At 63.4% G+C, this 21,157-nt stretch carries 20 protein-coding genes; 17 read left to right on the forward strand and 3 right to left on the reverse strand.

What is annotated here, in order from left to right; translation table 11 throughout:
• Positions 1 to 103 precede the first annotated feature (103 nt).
• From M2337_RS10690 to M2337_RS10735, 10 genes are all read left to right on the forward strand, one after another.
• Positions 104 to 2,191 carry a catalase gene (locus M2337_RS10690; protein WP_413716196.1) on the forward strand — a complete coding sequence of 696 codons (2,088 nt, stop codon included), beginning with the start codon at positions 104 to 106 and terminating at the stop codon, positions 2,189 to 2,191.
• A gap of 24 nt (positions 2,192 to 2,215) precedes the next feature.
• Positions 2,216 to 2,758: a hemerythrin domain-containing protein gene (locus tag M2337_RS10695; RefSeq protein WP_264570212.1), complete on the forward strand. Its 543-nt coding sequence runs from the start codon at positions 2,216 to 2,218 to the stop codon at positions 2,756 to 2,758.
• 54 nt (positions 2,759 to 2,812) lie between these two features.
• A complete protein-coding gene (locus tag M2337_RS10700; RefSeq protein WP_264570213.1) occupies positions 2,813 to 3,388 on the forward strand; it encodes an SRPBCC family protein in 576 nt (191 codons plus the stop codon).
• Complete coding sequence (locus tag M2337_RS10705; RefSeq protein ID WP_181559568.1) at positions 3,388 to 4,578, forward strand: zinc-dependent alcohol dehydrogenase; 1,191 nt, start codon at positions 3,388 to 3,390, stop codon at positions 4,576 to 4,578. The genes M2337_RS10700 and M2337_RS10705 overlap by 1 nt, the downstream gene beginning before the upstream one ends.
• Positions 4,579 to 4,682: 104 nt before the next feature.
• Positions 4,683 to 5,195, forward strand: a complete 513-nt coding sequence (locus M2337_RS10710) for a DUF4142 domain-containing protein (RefSeq protein ID WP_264570214.1) — start codon at positions 4,683 to 4,685, stop codon at positions 5,193 to 5,195.
• An 11-nt stretch (positions 5,196 to 5,206) separates the two neighbouring features.
• Positions 5,207 to 5,989, forward strand: coding sequence for an SDR family NAD(P)-dependent oxidoreductase (locus tag M2337_RS10715; RefSeq protein WP_264570215.1), 783 nt, complete (start codon positions 5,207 to 5,209; stop codon positions 5,987 to 5,989).
• A gap of 3 nt (positions 5,990 to 5,992) precedes the next feature.
• Positions 5,993 to 6,301 carry a DUF3175 domain-containing protein gene (locus M2337_RS10720; RefSeq protein ID WP_181559571.1) on the forward strand — a complete coding sequence of 103 codons (309 nt, stop codon included), beginning with the start codon at positions 5,993 to 5,995 and terminating at the stop codon, positions 6,299 to 6,301.
• On the forward strand, positions 6,294 to 6,506 hold the full coding sequence (locus tag M2337_RS10725; protein ID WP_264570216.1) for a hypothetical protein: 213 nt from the start codon (positions 6,294 to 6,296) through the stop codon (positions 6,504 to 6,506). The genes M2337_RS10720 and M2337_RS10725 overlap by 8 nt, the downstream gene beginning before the upstream one ends.
• A gap of 218 nt (positions 6,507 to 6,724) precedes the next feature.
• On the forward strand, positions 6,725 to 7,363 hold the full coding sequence (gene catB / locus M2337_RS10730) for a type B chloramphenicol O-acetyltransferase (protein ID WP_264570217.1): 639 nt from the start codon (positions 6,725 to 6,727) through the stop codon (positions 7,361 to 7,363).
• Between the two features lie 107 nt (positions 7,364 to 7,470).
• Positions 7,471 to 8,073 (forward strand): DNA-3-methyladenine glycosylase I, encoded by a 603-nt coding sequence (locus M2337_RS10735; protein WP_319799435.1) that lies wholly within the window; start codon positions 7,471 to 7,473, stop codon positions 8,071 to 8,073.
• A 23-nt stretch (positions 8,074 to 8,096) separates the two neighbouring features.
• On the opposite strand, the gene M2337_RS10740 is transcribed toward M2337_RS10735, so the two are convergent.
• Positions 8,097 to 8,972: a TauD/TfdA dioxygenase family protein gene (locus M2337_RS10740; protein ID WP_264570218.1), complete on the reverse strand. Its 876-nt coding sequence runs from the start codon at positions 8,970 to 8,972 to the stop codon at positions 8,097 to 8,099.
• Positions 8,973 to 9,307: 335 nt separating this feature from the next.
• Between M2337_RS10740 and M2337_RS10745 the strand changes: the two genes are divergently transcribed.
• From M2337_RS10745 to M2337_RS10765, 5 genes are all read left to right on the forward strand, one after another.
• On the forward strand, positions 9,308 to 12,304 hold the full coding sequence (locus tag M2337_RS10745; RefSeq protein WP_264570219.1) for a TonB-dependent receptor plug domain-containing protein: 2,997 nt from the start codon (positions 9,308 to 9,310) through the stop codon (positions 12,302 to 12,304).
• 32 nt (positions 12,305 to 12,336) lie between these two features.
• Positions 12,337 to 13,323 carry a nuclear transport factor 2 family protein gene (locus M2337_RS10750; protein WP_264570220.1) on the forward strand — a complete coding sequence of 329 codons (987 nt, stop codon included), beginning with the start codon at positions 12,337 to 12,339 and terminating at the stop codon, positions 13,321 to 13,323.
• Between the two features lie 24 nt (positions 13,324 to 13,347).
• Entirely contained in the window at positions 13,348 to 14,757 is a 1,410-nt protein-coding gene (locus M2337_RS10755; protein ID WP_264570221.1) for an MFS transporter, read from the forward strand.
• Between the two features lie 133 nt (positions 14,758 to 14,890).
• Positions 14,891 to 15,610, forward strand: a complete 720-nt coding sequence (locus M2337_RS10760) for an alpha/beta hydrolase (RefSeq protein ID WP_264570222.1) — start codon at positions 14,891 to 14,893, stop codon at positions 15,608 to 15,610.
• A 162-nt stretch (positions 15,611 to 15,772) separates the two neighbouring features.
• Entirely contained in the window at positions 15,773 to 16,582 is an 810-nt protein-coding gene (locus M2337_RS10765) for a CmcJ/NvfI family oxidoreductase (RefSeq protein ID WP_264570223.1), read from the forward strand.
• Positions 16,583 to 16,626: 44 nt separating this feature from the next.
• On the opposite strand, the gene M2337_RS10770 is transcribed toward M2337_RS10765, so the two are convergent.
• Positions 16,627 to 16,938, reverse strand: coding sequence for a hypothetical protein (locus tag M2337_RS10770; protein ID WP_181559580.1), 312 nt, complete (start codon positions 16,936 to 16,938; stop codon positions 16,627 to 16,629).
• Positions 16,939 to 17,022: 84 nt separating this feature from the next.
• On the opposite strand from M2337_RS10770, the gene M2337_RS10775 reads away from it, so the two are divergent.
• Both M2337_RS10775 and M2337_RS10780 read left to right on the forward strand, forming a co-directional pair.
• On the forward strand, positions 17,023 to 18,222 hold the full coding sequence (locus M2337_RS10775) for an LLM class flavin-dependent oxidoreductase (RefSeq protein ID WP_264570224.1): 1,200 nt from the start codon (positions 17,023 to 17,025) through the stop codon (positions 18,220 to 18,222).
• Positions 18,223 to 18,271: 49 nt separating this feature from the next.
• Entirely contained in the window at positions 18,272 to 19,693 is a 1,422-nt protein-coding gene (locus M2337_RS10780; protein WP_264570225.1) for a spinster family MFS transporter, read from the forward strand.
• 21 nt (positions 19,694 to 19,714) lie between these two features.
• Here M2337_RS10780 and M2337_RS10785 read toward each other — a convergent pair whose 3' ends face one another.
• Positions 19,715 to 21,136: a FadR/GntR family transcriptional regulator gene (locus tag M2337_RS10785; protein ID WP_264570226.1), complete on the reverse strand. Its 1,422-nt coding sequence runs from the start codon at positions 21,134 to 21,136 to the stop codon at positions 19,715 to 19,717.
• Positions 21,137 to 21,157 lie beyond the last annotated feature (21 nt).

Below are 21,157 nucleotides of genomic sequence, written 5' to 3' on the forward strand. Positions count from 1 at the left end.
GGCGAAACAGGCAACGCGTGCGGCGAAAGGCCGTGCGCCTATGAAATCCGATCAGCAGCGGTCATCGGCAAACAGCCCTTCTGCAGATGCCGCCTTTGAGGACATGCCTGTTTTTGAAGGACCGATGGGCGAGGGTGGCGAAACGCGGCAGACCGCTGGCGGTGATGTCGCGACGCTGACGACCGCGCAGGGCGTTCCCGTTTCCGATGACCAGAACAGCCTCAAGCAGGGCGCGCGCGGCCCCGCGCTGCTGGAAGACTTCCATTTTCGCGAGAAGATGTTCCACTTCGATCATGAGCGTATCCCGGAGCGCGTGGTTCATGCGCGCGGTTATGGCGCCCACGGCTTTTTCGAGCTGACAGACAGCCTGTCCGACGTCACCCGTGCCGATCTCTTCCAGCGGGTAGGCGAGCGGACCGAGGCCTTCGTGCGCTTCTCGACCGTGGCTGGGTCCAAGGGCTCGTTCGATCTCGCGCGCGATGTGCGCGGCTTTGCGGTGAAGCTCTACACCAAGGAGGGGAATTGGGACCTCGTTGGCAACAATATCCCGGTCTTCTTCATCCAGGACGCGATGAAGTTTCCCGACCTGATCCATGCCGCCAAGCCCGAGCCGGATCGCGCCTTTCCGCAGGCCCAGACGGCGCACGACAATTTCTGGGATTTCATCAGCCTGACGCCGGAATCGATGCACATGGTCATGTGGATCATGTCCGACAGGACGATCCCGCGCTCCTTCCGCTTCATGGAAGGCTTTGGCGTCCACACCTTCCGGCTGGTCGATGCAGACGGAAAGTCGACATTCGTCAAGTTCCACTGGAAGCCCAAGCTGGGCCTTCAGTCGGTAGCTTGGAACGAAGCGGTCAAGATCAACGGCGCCGACCCCGACTTCCATCGGCGGGACCTCTGGGCCGCCATTGAAGCCGGCGACTTCCCGGAATGGGAACTGGGGCTCCAGCTTTTCGATCAGGAATTTGCTGACAGCTTCGATTTCGATGTGCTCGATGCCACCAAGATCATTCCCGAGGAACTGGTACCGATCCGCGTCGTGGGTCGTCTGGTGCTCGATCGTCTGGTCGATAACTTCTTCGCCGAGACCGAGCAGGTTGCTTTCTGCACGCAGAATGTCGTGCCGGGCATCGACTTCAGCAACGACCCGCTGTTGCAGGGGCGCAATTTCTCCTATCTGGATACGCAGCTCAAGCGCCTCGGCTCGCCCAATTTCACGCATTTGCCGATCAACGCCCCGCGCTGCCCGTTCACGCATTTCCAGCAGGATGGGCATATGGCGATGCGCAATCCCGTCGGCCGCGCCAATTACGAGCCCAATAGCTGGGGCGCGGAAATCGGCGGTCCGCGTGAGGACCCGCAGCGCGGGTTCAAGAGCTATGCGGAGGCGGCCGACGGCGACAAGCTGCGCATCCGCCCGGAAAGTTTTGCCGATCATTATAGCCAGGCCACGCAGTTCTATGCGAGCCAGACGTTGATCGAGCAAAAGCATATCGGCGATGCGCTGGTGTTTGAGCTCTCCCGCGTGGAGCGGCCGGACATCCGCTCCCGCATGGTTTCGCATCTGCTGAACATCGATGCGGACCTCGCGGCGACCGTCGCAAACGGGCTGGGGCTGGCCATGCCGCAGGCGGCGACCGCGGCGGTACAGCCGCGGACCGATCTGGCGCCGTCCGATGCGCTGAGCATCATCAAGCGTGGGCCGCAGAGCTTTGCCGGCCGCAAGCTCGGCCTGTTGGTGACCGACGGCGCCGATGCGACGCTTGTCCAGGCGATCATCAATGCGGTGGATGAAGCCGGTGCGATGATCGAGTTCATTGCCCCCAAGATCGGCGGGGTCACCCTGTCCGACGGCAAAATCCTCGGCGCCCACTACAAGGTGGATGGCGGGCCTTCGGTCCTGTTCGATGCCGTCGCGGTCGTCGCCTCGGCCGAGGGCGGGCAGTTGCTCGCGCTCGATGCCACGGCGAAGGACTTCGTGACGGACGCTTTTGCCCACTGCAAGTTCATGGGCCTGAGCAAGGAAGCAGAGCCGCTGCTGACCAAGGCCGGTCTGATGCCCGACCTCGATGAAGGCTGCTTCGCCCTCAAGAGCAAATCCGATGCGACGGCATTCGTCGCGGCGCTGGCGCCGCTGCGGTTCTGGGCACGCGAGCCGCTCGTCGATCTCGATGCCGTTGCCTGAGTTCCTTCGGAAAGGAGATTAATCATGTCCATCATCGATAAGGTCATCGCCGCTGTCACCCCGCCCGAAAGCGAGGAGGCGCGGGCCGAGGCCCGGGCCAAGGCCGAGGAGCTTGCGACGCGCGGCAGCTGGCTTGCGCATATTCTCGATCATCATCGGCAGATCGAGGCTCTGTTCGCAGCCGCGAAGGCCGCCACCACGGCCGAGACGCGTCGCGATGCGCAGGAGCGGCTGGCGCTGCTCCTCACGGGCCATTCCATCGCGGAGGAAGCGGCGATCTATCCCGCGCTGGCCGCGGACAAGCAGGTCGGCCATGCCGAGCTTGCCTATCAGGAACAATCCGCCGCCAAGATGGAGATGGGCTTGCTCGAACGACTGGACCCCATGAGCCAGGATTATCTCGACAAGCTCGAGCATATCCGCGGCGCAGTCGCCCATCACATCTATTCCGAGGAGGGAACCTGGTTCCCCAAGCTGATGGAGGACGTCTCGTCCAGCGAGCAGGCGATGATCACCCGCCGCTATTCTGAGGAGTTCGTCCGATATGTGGGCAACGGTCCCAGCTGAGACGCGTTGACTGATCATACGCTCACTGAGCCAACCCGCGACAGGAGAAGTAGAATGCCCGATGCGCGCGACGACGCACCGCTGACGACCTCCAAAGATCGCCACGCGGTCGATGAGGCCGCGGCGACCCTGGTCGAACCCAAAGGCGACAGTCTGGTCGGCCGCTCCGTGACGATCAATCGCCCCCGTGCGGAGCTGTATGCTTATTGGCGCGACTTCACCCGGCTGCCGACCTTCATGGACAATGTCGTGCGGGTCGACATGATCGATGATGTGACCAGCCATTGGGTGGTGAAGGCGCCTGGCGGCCGGACCGTCGAGTGGGATGCAGTCATCACCGAGGAGCAGCCCGACGCGTTCATCGCATGGGCCTCGACCGAGGGTGCCGACGTGCCGAACAGCGGTCGCATCGATTTTCGCGATGCAGGCACGCGCGGCACCGTGGTCACGGCGACGATCCTCTACGATCCGCCCGCAGGGTTCATCGGCAAGGTCATCGCCAAGATGTTCCAGCGCGAGCCGGCCATTCAGGCCCGGCGCGACCTGCGGCGCTTCAAGCAACTCATGGAAACCGGCGAGATCGCCACGTCGGCGTGGACGCACAAGCAACTGGAAGAGGAGACGGCCTGATGCGCGCGCTCACCTGGCACGGCAAGCATGACGTCCGCGTGGACACCGTGGACGATCCCGAAATCATCAATCCGCGCGATGCGATCATCAAGGTCACATCCACCGCAATCTGCGGCTCGGACCTGCACCTTTATGATGGCTACATTCCCACGATGAAGTCCGGCGACATTCTCGGCCATGAGTTCATGGGCGAGGTGGTCGAGACCGGACCCGGCTCGACGCTCCAAAAAGGGCAGCGGGTGGTTGTGCCGTTCACCATTGCCTGCGGGAGCTGCTACCATTGCGGCAAGCACCAATATTCCGCCTGCGACAATTCCAACCCGGCCGACAATCAGGACATCGCACAGACGCTCTACGGCCAGCCGATGAGCGGGCTGTTCGGCTATAGCCACATGACAGGCGGCTATGCCGGCGGGCAGGCGGAATATGTCCGCGTGCCATTCAGCGACGTTGGCCCGATCGTCATTCCCGATGGGATCGACGACGACAAGGTGCTGTTCCTGTCCGACATTCTGCCGACAGGCTGGCAGGCCGCGGAGTTCGCGCAGATCGAGCCCGGCGATACGGTCGCTGTCTGGGGATGCGGGCCGGTCGGACTATTCTGCGTGCAGGCGGCTTTCCTGATGGGCGCCGAGCGGGTGATCGCCATCGACCATTTCCCCCGCCGCCTTGAGCTGGCGGCAAAGTTTGGCGCGGAAACCATCAACTTCGAGGAGAGCAAGACCTACGAGGCGCTGATGGAGATGACCGGCGGCATTGGCCCCGACGCCTGTATCGACGCGGTTGGGCTGGAGGCGCACGGCCTTTTCGCTGACAATGTCTGGGACCAGATCAAGGTCTCCACCTTTACAGGCACCGACCGCACCCATTCGATCCGCCAGGCGATCATTGCCTGCCGCAAGGGTGGCCGCGTATCGATGCCGGCGGTCTATGGCGGCTTCGTCGACAAGTTTCCGCTCGGCGCCTTCATGGAGAAGGGGCTGACGCTCAAGACCGGCCAGACCCATGTGCAGCATTATCTGCCGGGCCTGCTCAATGCGATCATGGAGGGGAAGATCGATACCACGTTCCTCATCAGCCACCGCATGCCGCTGAGCGAGGCCCCGCAGGGCTACAAGATGTTCCACGATCACCAGAACGAAGTGACCAAGGTGGTGCTGAAACCAGGGCTCGACCGGGTCGCCGCATGACTCATGCAAGGAGACGGATGATGAAACTCTATTTTGCGATACCGTTGGCGGCCTGTGTATTGGCTGGGTGCAGCCAGGGCAGCACACCGGCAAATGATACAGCCATGACCAACAACGACATGGCCATGACGGGAAATGCCACGAACATGTCCGTGGGCGCGCCGCCACCGGGCGAGATGTCCGCCACGCCCACCGACGCGACGGGCTATCTGGCCAAGGCAGGCGCCGGCGACCTGTTCGAGATCGAATCGTCCCGCGCCATCCTGGCGAAAAATCCGGACAAGCCGGTTGCCGACTTCGCGAACATGATGGTCGATGCGCACGGGCAATCCACCGCTAAGCTCAAGGCAGCGGCTGAGAAGGCTGGCCTGACCGTCACGCCGCCGGCGCTCGACGCCAACCAGCAAGCCAAGCTGGACGCCATCAAGGCCGCGGACGGCTCTGCTGCCACCACGGCTTATCTGACGGCCCAACGCGAAGCCCATGCAGCGGCGCTTGCGCTCCATCAGGGTTACGCCGCCAACGGCGACACGCCGGCGCTCAAGGCTGCTGCGGGCGAGATCGCTCCGGTCGTCCAGAAGCATATCGACATGCTGGCAAAGATGCCGGGCGCATAAGGAGGCATGGGATGGGCGAGAAATTCGCAATCGTCACGGGCGCGTCTACCGGCATCGGTTTCGAACTCGCCCATCTCATCGCGCAGGATGGCTATGACCTGCTCGTCGTCGCTGACGAGCCGCTGATCGACGCGGCCGCGCAGGACTTCAGGCGCCATGGCGGCGACGTGCGATCGCTTGAGGCCGATCTCTCCACGCTCGACGGCGTGGATCGGCTTCTGGCCGCAGCGGAAGGCCGGAGGATCGAAGTGCTTTGCGCCAATGCCGGGGTCGGCACGGGCGGACCCTTTCTGGAGCAGGATGTCGCCATGTGGCGACGGTCTGTCGACACCAATGTCACCGGCACCGTCTATCTTCTGCAGAAGGTGCTGGCCGACATGGTCGCGCGCAATGACGGCAAGATTCTCGTCACCGGCTCCATCGCGGGCTACATCCCGGGCACCTTCAATGCCGTGTACAACGCGACCAAGGCGTTCATCGACAATTTCACCGAAGCGCTGCGCAACGAGATCAAGGAGGCCGAGGGCGTTACCCTCACCACATTGATGCCCGGCCCCACGGACACCGAGTTCTTCGAGCGCGCCGGTCTGCTGGATACGCAGGTCGGCCAGCAGGACAAGGCCGATCCCGCCAAAGTCGCACGCGATGGCTGGAAGGCGCTGCTGGATGGCAAGGGGCATATCGTCTCGGGCCTCTCCAACAAGCTGCAGGTCGCCGCCGCCGGCGTCGTGCCACAGGCGATGCTCGCCGAGCAGCATCGCAAGCTGGCTGAGCCCGGCAGCGGAAAGGACTGAGCCATGGCCGACAAGAAATGGTCTCAGGATGTGACCGAACATTCGGACGCGCTCGATCTGGATGAGGGCGTCTTCAAGCAGGACGATCCGGCGAAGATCGCAGCCTCGCTCAAGCGCTCGGCGGAGCATAGCAAGCGGCGCAAGGGCACCGCGCTCCAGTCCGCGATGAGCATGCTCACCTTTTACATCAACCGCGCAGGCGACAATCTCGGCAAGGAGCAACGCCAGATCCTTGAGAAAGCCAAGGATGAGCTGCGCGAGGCTTTTGGCAAGGAGCCAAAGACTGCTGGAAAGGAGCAAGCCCATGGATAAGGATCGGGAGGCGGAGGCCAATCCCCCCAAGGACAAGGGCGAGAAGGGCAATCCAACCGAGATGCCCCGTGGTCCCATGGGCGATGCCCGACCGGACGCTGCCGAGAATGACAATCGCACCGGCGGTGGTCAGTCGCAGGAGAAGGTGGAAGATCGGCCCATGGTCGGCTCGGTCAAGCCAGAGGATTATCCCGAGCAGCAATAGTCTGTTGCGGGAGGGTGAATACATCGCCTCACTTGGCATTCTGAAGCATTTGCGCCATCATCGCGGGATGAAGATAGCACCGTGTACCATCTGCATCGTGCTTCCGCGTCACTGACGTGAGAAGCTGAGGCGGGCGATCCAGTTATTGCCCGAGCACGTTGTCTCGCGCCAGCGGCGGCCCCCAACGCTGGCGATCAAATCTTCAGGCCAGACCAACCATGCAAAATATATTTGAAAGCCCCTTCAAGGGCATCACGCTCGATCGTCTTGTTGCGCACCCGAACATCCGCGTGGGACGCTACAGCTATTATTCCGGCTATTATCATGGCCATGGTTTCCACGATTGCGCCCGCTACCTGTTGCCCGATGAAGGCGCGGACAAGCTCATCATCGGCTCGTTCTGCTCCATCGGATCAGGCGCTTCCTTCATCATGGCGGGCAATCAGGGCCATCGCAGCGACTGGATCAGCACCTTCCCCTTCTTCTGGATGCCGGACGTGCCGGCATTTGCCGGTGCGGACAATGGCTATCGGCCGGCAGGCGATACGGTCATCGGTCATGACGTGTGGATCGGGTCGGAAGCGGTGATCCTGCCCGGCATCACCATCGGGCATGGCGCGATCATCGGCACGCGCAGCGTCGTGACGAAGGACGTCGCCCCCTATGCCATCGTTGGCGGCAACCCCGCCAAGCTGATCCGGCAGCGCTTCGCCGATGCGGAGGTCGCCCGCCTGCTTGAGCTGTGCTGGTGGGACTGGAGCGATGACGACTTGCAACGCGCCATGCCCATCCTGACCAGCGGCGATATCCCGGCTCTCTCCGAACATTGGCGCACCAACATCGCTGCCGACAGATAAGGGCGGAGCCTCCGGCAGGCGCTGGCGTCAGGGACGGCGGCAGGCTAGATCACAGCTTGTCGGCGCACTGGCGCCGCGCGGTCCGCTCGGATGATGGGGGAAGGAACATGGCGGGGCTTTTTGCGGCATCCGATGGCGTGGCCCGTTGTGGCTGGTGCGCGGCATCGGAAGATTACATCGCCTATCATGACGATGAATGGGGCTATCCCGTGTCCGACGATCGGCGGCTGTTCGAGAAGCTGAGCCTTGAAGGCTTCCAGTCGGGGCTGAGCTGGCGCACGATCCTGACCAAGCGCGAGAATTTTCGGGCCGCGTTTCACGGCTTCGATTTTCATCGCGTCGCGGCCTTTGATGAGACGGATGTCGAGCGCCTGCTGCAGGATGCCGGCATCGTCCGCCACCGCGGCAAGATCGACGCGGTGATCAATAACGCGCAGCGCGTGCAGGATCTCGTGCGCGAAAGCGGCTCCTTCGCAGCCTATGTCTGGAGCTTCGAACACCGAGACGAGGTTCCACATCTCGCCTCGACGTCCCCCGCATCCCTCGCCATGTCCAAGGACCTCAAGAAGCGCGGCTGGAAATTCGTTGGCCCGACCACGGTCCATGCCTTCATGCAGGCCATGGGGCTGATCAACGACCATGCCGAAGGCTGCGCGATCCGGGCGCGGGTTGCCAAGGCTCGCGCCGGGTTCCAACCCCCGCAGGGCTGACGGGCCGTGCGGGGCCGGGGCGATCAGTCCGGCGCGCGCCTGTTGGCCTCGATCGCCGAGACCTCAGGGCCATATTCGTTGATCGTCGCGCGGCGCATGTCGCGCTTGTAGCGATAGCGCTCGAAGGACGTCGCGCTGTGCATCGTGCAGCGATTGTCCCACACGACCATGTCGCCCGGCCGCCATTTATGCGCGTAGACATAGCGCTCCTGCGTGGCGAAGCGGTAGAGCTCGTCAAGGAAGGTGCGGGCCTCGTCTTCCGGCCACCCTTCGATGCCCACGCCGTGCCAGCCCATGTACAACGCCTTGCGCCCGCTGGCCGAGGTGCGGACCAGTGGATGAGCCATGCGCGGATAATTTTTCCGCATCTCTTCGTCCTCGAACTTGACGCCGTTCAGCTGCAGCGCGCGGAAGAGGTCGTGGTCCACCTTGAGGTCGGCGACCTTTGCCTTCATGTCCTCCGACAGATCGTCATAGACGGCGCGGGTGTCGATGAACTCCGTATCGGCACCCTCCGGCGGCGTGACATAGGCCAGCAACATCGACCATTTCGTGGGCCAGGAATTGAACGGGCTGTCGGTATGGAACAGCTCGAAATCGGCCGGTTGGGCGACATCCGGCTTGGGCTGGATGATCTCGCCCTCGGCGGTAAGATTGCTGATGTCGTAAAGCTCCGGCGCGATCCGCTTGCGCCCGGGCGGTGCCAGTTCCAGCGGCCCGAAGGACCGGGCGAAGGCGATATGATCCTCGTCCGACAGGCTGGCATTGCGGATCACGCAGACGGCATATTCCGCCATCGCTGCCTCGAAGAATTCGACGGTTTCGGGCGGGAGGGGGCCGGAGGTATCCAGATCGGTGATCTCGGCCACGAACCGGGGGTGCAGTTGGTTGATCATCATCGCTCCGCTCATTCCTCATCCCACTCTTTTCTCAGCCCGGCGCGTGCAGGTGCTGCCTGCGCGCAAAGCCATTCTTCCTCGATCTGGCATGAGCGTCGGGCCCCAAAATAGTGTGTTCTTTTGCAGCGGCCACTTCATGCCTGTCGTCAGGCTGCTTTCATGATGCTTTGGGACCGCAACCAATTCACAGCACTATTTTCGTCCCGCGTGCTTAGCCCAAAGGCCAGTGGACAAGAGAGGATGTCATCGACCGGACTTCGTCTGCGACACGCGAGCAATGCGGCGCAGTACCGGATGGTGCATCCCGAAACAGCCGCAAGGCCGGGAGGGTGAACATGACTGCAGGCCATCGTCTTTCATTCACGTCGCGCGCGCAATTCGCGCTTCTGCTGCTCAGCAGCGCCTCGATGCTGGGGCTGGCCCAGCCGGCCGGCGCGCAAGCCGGCTCGGCGAGCGCGGATGTCGGAGCGCAGGATAGCAATGGCGATAATGAGCGCGCGATCATCGTCACCGGCACCCGCATCGGCGGCGAAGCACCGGTCGGCACGGCGCTCGTTCAGCTGGGCAAGGAGGAGATCAGGGCCACAGGCCTCTCCAGCACCGCCGACATTCTGGGCACGGTGCCCTCCATCCTGCGGCTGGGCGGCGGCGACAATTATGCCGGTGGACAGGCGCAGCAGGCGAACACGATCAACTCCTTCAACTTCAACAAGTCGCCCAATGTCCGCGGCCTTGGCGTCGGCGCGACGCTCAGCCTCGTGAACGGCCACCGCGTGCCGTATGAAGGCGGCAACATGAACTCGTTCGACGGGGATAATTACCCCGCGCAGATGATCCAGCGGATCGACGTGGTGCAGGACGGCGGCTCGGCCCTGTATGGTGCGGACGCGATCGCGGGGACGGTCAACTATATCCTGCGGCGGCCGGAGGACACGCTCGAAATCCACGGCGGCTATCGCAAGAATGACGGTCAGGATGGCTGGTATGTAACCGGCATTGGCGGCGTGCGCTGGGGCGAGGGCAGTGTGGGGGAGGGCGGAATCATCCTCTCCTACCAGCATTCCTATCAGACGGCCTTCGCGGCCTCGGCCCGCCCGGATCTCTACAATGACGATCTTTCGCCCTACGGCGGCGCGCCTTCATCGCTTTACTCGGCGCCGGGCAATGTCGTCATCAACGGCATCTATTACGGCATCCCGGCGGGTCAGGACGGGTCGAAGCTGACTCTCGCAGATCTCAAATCCACGCCCAATTATTTCAATACCTGGAGCGGTATCGAGGTTATTCCGCAGGTTGAGGCAGACCGCTTCGCGATGAACTTCGAGCAGAATGTTACCGACTGGCTTCGTGTGTTCGCGGACGCGCTGTATGTACGGCGCGACTTCACCATTAACGGTCCCAACTCCTCGACCAGCAACCGCGTCACCAATCTCGGCCAGTTGCCGCGCATTCCCAACAGCAATCCGTTCAGCCCGTGCAATCCCAGCCATTATGCGGGGGGCGTCGTCACCGGCCCGGCCAACCTTCTAGCCGCCTGCGCGACGGGCGCGCTCTCCGTGGCTTACAGCACCGTCTACGACATCGGGTCCCCGCGCCGCTTCGGCAAAACGGAAACCTGGACCTATGGCGGCGGTGTTGACATCAAGCTGCCCTACGACTGGTCGGTAACCCTGTCGGCCTTCGCCGGCACGCATGATGCGCCGTCGACCACCACGCAGACCGGCGGCGCGCCGGCGCCGGTCTTCGCGACGTTCAACTTCTTCTGCGACCCCACCGCCTTCCAATGCACCGATCAGGCGACGGCAGATTCGATCAATGCGCGCGGCACCTCGCTCATCAACCGGACCAAATATGACATGCAGGTCTATTCGGCGACCGCCGACGGCCCGCTCTTCTCCCTCCCGGCCGGGCAGGTGAAGCTGGCCGTGGGTGTCGAGCGCTATGAAGGCTCGCTGCTCAACGAGAATAATTTCGGCGGCAACAACTTCAATCCCCGCAGCGTCTCTTCGGTGTTCGGCGAATTGTTCGTGCCGGTCGTGAGCCCGGATGCGGAAAGCGGCCTCATCTACAAGCTCGAGCTCAATGGCTCGATCCGCTACGATGATTATAGCGACGCCGGCACCACGACCAATCCGCGTCTGGGCTTCAATTTCTGGCCGACGCGCGGCCTCAAGATCTTCGGTAGCTGGGGCACGTCCTTCCGGGCGCCGGGCCTAGCCGATAATGATCCCTTCTCGCAGACCGGCGTTATCCCGCTGGTGACGGCGGGCAATCAGCTCTCGCCGGTGATCTGCGCGGCGTGTCAGGGCGTGCCGATGGGCGCGATCTATCAGTCAATTGGCGGAGCCAATCGCGATCTCGCACCCGAGACCTCCGAGACCTATGCCATCGGCGTCGACTGGACACCGCCCTCGCTGCCGGGTCTCACCATGTCCGCCAAATATTGGTGGCTGAGCTATGAAGGCCAGATCACCACGCCGGCCTTCAACGTCGGCAGCGTGCCGGCGATCAACCAGCAGATCTATAACTCGCAGATCATCTACAACCCGGCCTATTTCCCGACACTGGCCGCGAACAACCCGACTGCCTTCTTTGGCGATTTCCCGACGATCAATCAGGCAAACCCGTCCTGCGCCGCAGCCTTCGGGAAGAATGTGACCACGCAGGCGCTCTACGATGCGATGATCAGCTGCTACAACACCGGCGGGGAGCGGGGCGGTCTGTTCGGTCCGCCGACGGCGCCGGGCAATGTGTTCGCGCTGGTGAGCGGTCGCCGGATCAACGCGGGCAAGACGGTCGGCCGGGGCATCGATTTCAACATCGATTACGCCTTCGATAGCAGCATGGGCCGGTTCAACCTCGGTGCGGTTGCCTCCTACACGATGAGCTGGAAGGTGTCCCCGTTGCCCGGCGCTGACCTCGTGCAGGAAGTGAACCAGCTCGGCTTCCCGCTCACCTTCCAGGCGCGCGGCCAGCTGGGATGGCGGCGTGACATCGGCATGGGCGATCTGTTCGCCAGCACCTTCATCAACTTCCGCAATTCCTATGAGATCGATCAGGCACAACTACCGGTCGGCGTCGACCCGTCCTATGCCAAGATCGGCTCTTACACGACCTTCGACCTGACCATCGGCTTCGACACCGGGGACCGGGGCGGCTCATGGCTGACGGACAATTTTAGCATCGTCCTCAGCATGCAGAACGTCTTCGATAAGGACCCGCCACTGGTCGTCAATCAGGCGGGCCTTGCCGGCAGTGCGATCCGCTTCGATCCGACCTATGGCAGCGCGCTGGGCCGTGTGATGCAGATCCAGGTCGGCAAACGCTTTTGACGCGGGGTTCGCTGGGCGGGGTGGCGGCCTGCATGCTGCTTGCGGCATGCACGGCCTCCTCGGGCGACGGGTCACCCTCGCTCGCACCGCCCGTGGCTGCCGCGAGGGAGGGAAGCGTCGTGCCGGTCATGGGTCACCCTGCGCCACTGTCTCTGCTGGAGGACAAGGACCCGCGCCTGGCCCGGAACAAGCGCCTCGCGTTCGACATGTGGCGCAGCATCGTCAATGCCGGCCATGTCGAACGGGCGGACGATCTGCTGACGGAAACCTACATCCAGCACAGCCCGGTGCTGCCGAGCGGGCGCGCGGCCTTCAAGCAGATCTTCTCGGCCGTCCCCCGCCGCGATATCCCGGCCTTGGTCTCCCCGCCGCTCGTTACCATGGTGGCAGAAGGCGATCTGGTGGTGATGGCCTTGCGGGAAGAACTGCGCGAGCCGGACGGGGCCGGGCGCTATACCAGCACGCACTTCAACCTGTTCCGGGTGGAAGGGAATCGTCTGGCCGAGCATTGGCACTCGGTCGAGGCCCCGCCCGGACCAGATCTGCCTTCGCCGGAGGAGAGTGGTCCGCAGCCGGTGACGGGCGCGACCGGGCCGGCCCAACAAGCGCTACTCCAATCCGCCGATCCGACGCTGGCAGCCAACAAGCGGCTCGTGTTCGATGCCTGGCGCCATCTGGCCGACGCGGGTGACGCGGCCGCCGCTAAGAAATATCTGGCCGGCGACTTCATCGAACATGATCCACGCGCCACGCACGGCGAGCCGGCGATTGTCGCCGCAGCCAAGGGTCGCACAGCGGCACCGCTTGCGCAGGCCATGCAGGCTACACTGGTCGCCATGGTCGCGCAGGGCGATCTCGTGGTCGTCGTGACCGGCCATGAGCATCCGCATCCAAGCCGGGCAGGGGCCAGTTATACGACAACCCGGTTCAACATGTTCCGGATCGCGCGGGGGCGCCTTGCGGAGCATTGGACCGGCGCGATGAAGCCGGGACCGTGCCCGGCCCCCTATACCGATTGATGACATGCTGCGTGGAGAGACAATTTGACTGACATCGCCGCCGCGCAGCCTGATCCGGATCGCGCCGCCAGCCCCGTTTATCGCCCCCATTATTCGGACGAAGCCTGGCCCGCCGCGCGTCAGGCCTATCATGTCGCTTGGGTGCTGGCCGCCGTGCAGATGTGCGCCCAGCTCAATAACGGCGTCATGACGCTGCTGGTGGAGCCCATCAAGCGCGACCTGCAATTGACCGATATGGAGATGAGCTATCTGCTCGGCTTCTCGGTCAGTCTCTTCTACGTGCTGATCGGCATTCCCGCCGCTCGACTGGTGGACCGGCATAATCGCAAGCATCTGCTCGCGGTATCCGTTTTCCTGTGGAGCCTCGCCAGCGCGGCGTGCGGCCTTGCCCAGAATTTCTGGCAGTTCTTCGCGGCACGCTTTGGCATTGGCGCGGGTGAATCGATCAGCGGGCCGCTCTCCTATTCTCTTATGGCCGACTATTTTCCGCCGGAAAAGCTGCCCCGCGCCATCGCGATCTACAATGTCGGCTTTCAGGGCGGCACGGCGCTCTCGCTGCTGCTGGGCGCGGTGATGATCCATCTGCTTTCCGGGATGCCCGCCATTCACCTGCCCCTGCTCGGTGCCGTGCGCGAGTGGCAGGTCGTGTGGGTGGTGACCGGCCTCATGGGTATCCCGATCCTGCTGCTGGTCGCCACGATCATTGAACCCAAGCGCCGCGGATTCAGCGCGGCAGCGGTCGTGGGAATGCAGCCACGCAAGGTCGGCCTGCGCGAGACCTTGCGCTATCTGCTCGCCCATTGGCGGCTTTACGGCCCGATGTTCCTCGGCCTGTGCTTCACCGCCATGCACATGTTCGGCACGGCGGCGTGGAGCGCGGCCTTTTATGCACGGACCTATGGATGGGCGCCGGCCAGCACGGGGCTCTACACCGGGCTGCTCAGCCTCGTCCTCGCCATTCCGGCGCTGTTCGGCGCGGTCTGGCTCAACGATCATTTCCGCAATCGCGGCCATGCCGATGCGAACATGCGGGTGCTGGCCATCGGCTTTACCGCATCGGCGCCCTTCATGATCGCGGCGCCACTCATGCCCAGCCCGTGGCTGGCGCTCGGCATGGGCGGCATCGGCACGGCCTTGATGCTGATGGCGGCGCCATCGCTCAACTCGGCCTTGCAGGTGGTGACGCCCAACGAGATTCGGGGGCAGATCACCGCGCTCTATCTGTTCACCATGACGGCAGTGGGCGGCGGGCTCGGACCGACCTACTTCGCCTTCCTCACCCAATATGTGTGGGGGGACGAGGCGCTGTTGCGATATGCCATCGCAACTTCTGCGGCGATTTCCTTCCCGCTGGCGGCGATCACCTATTGGGCAGGGGTGAAGCCCTATCGGCGGCGCATCCTGGAGATGCGGGCCGATGGCGCGCCGCTCTGAACCGCCCACCGCATCTGCCTATTGTCGCCACTATTTTCGCGCCCGGCGCAGCGGCACTCGCTGGGGAAATCAATGGCATGCCTCTTCGGAGAGGCCGCGCCGGCCAAGCTGACACATATCGAGGGAGAGAATGATGGCGGACAAGCGTGGAACGATCGTGATCGTGCATGGTGCGTGGGTTGGCGGGTGGCGCTGGCGCAAGGTGGCCGATCTGCTGCGCGAGCGCGGCCATTATGTGTTCACGCCCACGCTGACCGGTCTGGGTGAGCGCGCCCACCTCACCAGTCGCGACGTCAATCTGGCGCTGCACGCGCAGGATATCGCCAATGTCATCCGCTATGAGGAACTGGAGAATGTGCTGCTGGTCGGCCACTCCTATGGCGGCATGCCGATCTCGCAGGCGACCGAACTGATCCCCGAGGGGGTGATCCAGTCGATCCTCTATATGGACGCTTTCATGCCGGAGAACGGCCAGTCGCTGAACGATCTGGTGCCCGGCGAGCCGCACCTCCCGCCCGAGGAAGGGGATTATCTCGTGCCGCCGCCCCGGCTGCTGCTGCAGGGCTTCAATGCGCATATGGACCCTGCGTCCCGCGCGTCTTACGAGGATCGGCGCACGGCGCAGTCCGTCTACTGTTTCTCGCAAAAGGCGGAGCTGACCGGTGCCCGCGACCGCATCCCGCAAAAGACCTATGTGATCGCCACCGGCTACAAGAACGATACGTTCGCCCCCGTGGCCGAACGGTTGCGCACCCAGCCGGACTGGCGCGTGGAAGAAATGCCTTTCACGCACGATCTCCAGCATGTCGCCGTGACCGAATCTGCCGACATGATCGAATCCGCGCTGCCCTGAGGCCACTCGGCTCGGCTCAGCCTTGCAATGTAGGCACTATTTTCAAGCCGGCCGGTCCGCACACTGGCTCGAATTGAACGAAAGGCGGCCCCAGGGGCATCGCCAGATCGGACGGATAGCCCGTCGACTGCGATGCCCTGGCCGCCATGAGGAGAGAGAATCGTGAATAATCAGGCTGCCGCCGTCGCCTCGCGCCCGACCTCGGTTGAGAGCTTCATTCGCTATTCGGAGCGCGCGGCCGATGGGGGCTGGATCGAGAAGAACGGCTCCTATTCCTTCTCGATGGAAGACCATGACGTGACCGTGCACAACGCCCGGCTCGCGGACATCTCGTTCGATGCGCAGGGCTTCACCCTGGTGAAGCACGCCACAGATGTCGATTTCACCGACAAGGATGATTTCGAGCGCCGCTATTATCCTGAGGTCGCGCGTCTGGTGAAGGACCTGACCGGCGCCAGCGAAGTCTTCGCCTTCATGGGCATTTTGCGTGGTGGCGAGGATGCCAAGGGCGGCGGCCCGGCGCTGAGTGCCCATGTGGATTTCAACGGGCCTGCACTGCAACAGTGGATCGCGCGGCTCGCGCCCGATCGGGCCCAGGAGATGGCGGCCAAACGCCTCGTCAACATCAATGTCTGGCGTGGCACCAAGCCGGTCGAGAATTATCCGCTGGCGGTCTGCGACAGCCGCAGCGTCGAGAAGCGCGACTTCTTGAGCGTATCGCTGGGCCAGCCAGAAGGCGGCTTCCGCCAGGGCATGCCGGCCGGCCTCAACATGGCCTACAATCCCCGGCATCAATGGTATTATTATCCGGATATGCAGCCCGATGAGGCGCTGATCTTCCGCCTGTACGATACCGGTAATCCCGATTGGCAGATGACCGGCCATACCGCCTTCGAGGATCCGACCAGCCTGCCGGGTTCCCCGCGCCGGGAGAGCTTCGAGGTCAGGACCATCGCGGTGTTCGACGCATGATGGCGCAGCGCTCTCCTGTCCGCTCCGCCATCCTGCGCGTCGGATCAGCCCGAGGCTGCGCCGGCCGGGGCGCCGATGCGGAAATGGCCTTCCTCCAGCCGGGTCAGCTTCGCCTGTCCGCTCTGCTGCCAGGGGTCCTTCGCCAGTCGATCGAGCACTTCTTCGCGGCTGTCCGCCAGAAACACGAACAGCACATCCTCGGACTCGGCCAGCAGGCCCGCCATGGCGATGAAGCCCTCCTTTTCGAGCGCGCCCATATAGCCGGCGTGGTCCGCAAAGCCGGGCTGCTCATGCGCTTCCTTGCTGGGGTCCCAAAGGTCTGTTCGCTCGACCAGAGCGACGAAGGTCTTTTTCATAAGAACGCCTTTCAAGTTTTTCAGACTGACTCAGTATAAGTTCAGTCTAACAATATATTCAAGCGTTACGTTGGAGAATTAATCATGAAGGTCTTTGTATTCGACTGGACCGCTTATCAAGAGAATGTTGATAAGTATCGCGAGGATGGTGTTCTTCCGCGCTTGGGTGCAAGTCATTTTGATCCACAGGCTGCCGCAAAGACTTACAAGAACCATCTCGAAGCATGGGCGGAGATGGACAAGCAGGGTTTTGATGGCATTGCGATCAATGAACATCATGGCACGCCCTTCGGTCTGGGCAATTCGCCCAATCTGATGGCGGCGGCGCTGTCGCAGGTGACGGAGCGCCTGAAGATCCTGGTCTACGCCAATCTCTTGCCGATCCACGAGCCGCTGCGTCTGGCGGAAGAGATCGCCATGCTCGATTGCATGAGCAACGGACGGCTGATCTGCGGCGTGGGCCGGGGTGCGCCCCGCGAATATAAGATCTTCAACGTGCCCATGGGTGAATCACGCGGCCGCTTCAATGAGGGCTTCGAGGTGATGCGGCGCGCCTGGACGCAGGACAGCTTCTCCTTCGACGGGGAGTTCTACAAGTTCGAGGACGTCTCGCTGTGGCCGCGCACCTTCCAGCAACCCCACCCGCCGATCTGGGTGCCGCTCACAGGGTCGAAGGAGTCCATCGAATGGGCCGCCGAGCATGATGCGACCATTACGCCGGGTATCTTCCGTGGGGCCATGCGCGAGGATACCATCCGCTATTTCGCCGAATGCCAGGCCCGCCATGGGCGCGAGGTCCAGTCGGACAAGATCAGCATCATGGTCGACTGCTATGTGGCCGATTCCAAGGAGCAGGCCATCGAGGAATATGGCAGCCACCTGATGTATCTGTTCAACACGCTCCTGCGCTACGATCAGGTCTGGCAATCGGATGTGCGCAAGACGAAATATTATAGCTCCACCGCGTTCGAACATCTGCGCGAAGGCGCGAAAGGCACGCTGGCTGAGGATGACACGGTGTTCAACGAGTGGACTATGGACACGGTCCGTGGCGCAGCCCAGCACATGCCGATCGGCACCGCCGACGAGATCGTCGCGCGCATCATCGATGAGTGCAACGATGCCGGCGCCAACAATGTGCTGCTGGTGTGCAACCGCGGCGACATGCCCCACGACATGTACATGAATCAAGTGCGCCGCATCGGCAAGGAGGTCTTGCCCCGCCTGCAGGCGCACAATGTCACCTTCGTTCCCCATGCCGAGCGGCAGCAGGCAGCGGAATAGCAGTCGGCCAGAACTACAGTAGAACCGACGGACGAAATGGGGGGTGACGATGGCGACGACGACACAGCATGATCCGGCAGAGCCGGTCGCAGACGAAACGCATCCGCTGCTGCGACCCGGCTACAAGAAGTGGGCCGTGTTCGTGCTGCTGCTCGTCAGCATTTTCAACTTTGCCGATCGCGCGATCCTCGCGGTGCTCGCCCAGCCGATCAAGGAAGACCTCGGGCTCACCGATACCGACCTCGGCATTCTGCAGGGGCTGGGCTTTGCGATCATGTATTCCGTGCTGGGGGTGCCGCTGGGGATGTTGGCCGAGCGCGTCAACCGGACGCGGCTGATCGCCATCTGCGTCGCCGCCTGGTCTGCTATGACGGCGATCTGCGGTCTTGCGGCGGGCTTTACGACTCTGTTGCTGGGGCGGATCGGTGTGGGCATCGGCGAGGCGGGCGTGCAACCGCCGACATCATCGCTCCTCTCCGATCATTACAAGGCCAATCGTCGCGCCTCGGTGCTGGCCGTCATCTCGCTCGGCTCGCCGTTCGGCTTTCTGCTCGGCCAGTCGCTGGGCGGTTGGGTGGCGACGCAATGGGACTGGCGCACGGCCTTTTTCGTCATGGCCGCACCCGGCATCATGGTTTCTCTGCTGGTCTGGTTCACCCTGCGAGAGCCACCGCGCGGATTGGCCGATGGCCGCATCACCCGCGCACCCGTGCCCTCGCTGGGGACAGTGCTGCGCTTCCTGTTGGCCAAGAAGACCTACATTCACTTGCTGGCGGGGGTAACCATTGCCGGTTTCACCCTCAACGCCATCGCCAACTTCGTGCTGCCTTTCTATCTGCGCAGCTTCGAGATCAACCTGGCGACGCTCGGGGTGATCTTCGGCATCGTCACCTTCACCTCCAACGGCATTGGCATGCTGCTGGGCGGGTTCGGCTTCGACTGGCTGTCGCGTCGTGACATGCGCTGGGTGCTCTGGGGCCCGGCGCTGTGCATGGCGCTGTGCGTGCCCATCTATTTCGGCGCCTTCATGAGCCGGGAACTGTATGTCTCGCTCGCCTGCATCTTCTTCGGAAATATGGCGCTTATCACGTTCATGGCTCCCACAATGGGCACGATGCAGAACCTTGCCGGGCCGCAGATGCGCGCCATGACCGCCGCGATCACCGCGCTGGTTGGTGGCCTGCTGGGTGCCGGCCTTGGACCGACCGTCACCGGGGTGCTCAGCGACTTCTACGCAAGGCGCGCTTATGGCGCGGCTGATTTCGCGACATCTTGTCCGGGGGGCAGGGGGCCAGATGGCATAGGCACGGCTCTCGATGCCGCCTGCCTCACGGCGTCATCGACCGGTTTGCGGTACGCACTGGTCACGGTGCTGGTGCTGTTTTTCTGGGCCGCCCTGCACTATGTTCTCGCCGCGCGGGATCTGCGCAAGGATGTCTACCGGCCGGAAGACGAGGCAGGGGTGGCATAAGAGCACCCCCTTTGCACCCGCTCAGATCGGGCGCGTCGAACTCATGGAGAGCATGACGCGCGAGGCTTCTGCCTTGGCCCAGCCCAATTGCGCATCGCCCCCCATCGGCAGCCGGTCGAGCAGCATGCGCAGCAGCGCGAAATATTCGGCCTGCTTGTGCGCCGGCAGGCGCTCCAGCAGGAAGGGATGGAACCGCGCCTCATAAGCCGCGAGGCAGCGCGAGAAGAGATCGATGATCGGGCTTCTGGCCAACTTGGAGACATATTGGACCAGCGCCAGCAGATCATAGCGATCGATGGGGTCGCTGCGCTGTGCGCGGTCGAGAAGTTCCCGCAGCCGTGCTCGCTCCGCCGCACTGGCGCGGCTCACGGCCAGCGCGGGCACGAAACGGTTCAACTGGAACAGCGTCGTGCCAGCGGTCTGGGGATCGACCTGCCGGCTGATGAGGAAGGCAAGGACAAGCCGGATGCTGCCGGTGCCGCGCAGATCCCGCACGATCAGGCCATTGCCCCGACCCCGGCGGCACTCGACGAGCCCGCTATCCTGCAACTGGCGGATCGCCTGACGCAGGGTGACGCGGCTGACGCTGAAGCGCTCGCACAAGTCCCATTCGGAGCCCAGCCGCTGGCCCGCATTGCCGCTCGGCAGGATTTCGGCCGCCAGCCGGCGGGCGACGAGGAGAGCAAGAGTCCGGTCGGCATCCTGACGGGACGCCTCGATGGTCGGCGGTGAAAGCGGCGCATCGCGCGCGGCCAGCCAGTCGCCGAGGCGCCGGTGAAGCCTGTCGGCCTCTTGCTGTACGGCCGCCACGTCACGGTTGGCGACGGCCTGATTGATCGCTTCGGTCTGCCGCTTGGCTTGCCCAAGCCAATCGCCGTCATGCGATTCGACGCCGGCAAACAGCATCGTCAGTTCGTTGAGGCATTGCACGAACAGCGGCAGCACGGGGTCTCCACTCATCGCCGCCAGATCGGACCGCACCCGCAAATGCCAGGCAAGGCCGCCCTCGCGTTCGTCCGGCGCGTCCAGTCGCATCCCATGGTCTGAACGATCGGCTGTGGCCGCAAGCGTTGCGAGCAGCGGGTCGACAGCTTCGCGCGCATCCAGCACCTGCTCGCACGTCACGCCAGCCAGCTGGAAGTAATTGGCGAGCTCAAGCCCGATCCGGCCCACGTCGGGCTGCGCCACCATGAAGCCACCGCTCGGTCCGGGACGTAGCCGCCCAAGCCCCCGGCGCTCGAGCAGGGCAACCGCTTCGCGCATCGCTGCGCGCCCCACCGCATAATGCTCGCACAGCCCCCGCAGTGACCCCATCACGCCACCGACGGGCAAGGGGCTGGAGGCGATATCGTCCTCGATCCTGCGGGCCAGCCGCTCGGCCAGGCGGGCGGTGCCGGCATCCTCGCTGGTGGACGCGCTATATATCTTTTCCGCTGTGTTCATGCGATCCTCTACGGACCGATT

It is taken from the genome of Sphingobium sp. B2D3A, assembly GCF_025961795.1.
Taxonomy (GTDB): Bacteria; Pseudomonadota; Alphaproteobacteria; order Sphingomonadales; family Sphingomonadaceae; genus Sphingobium.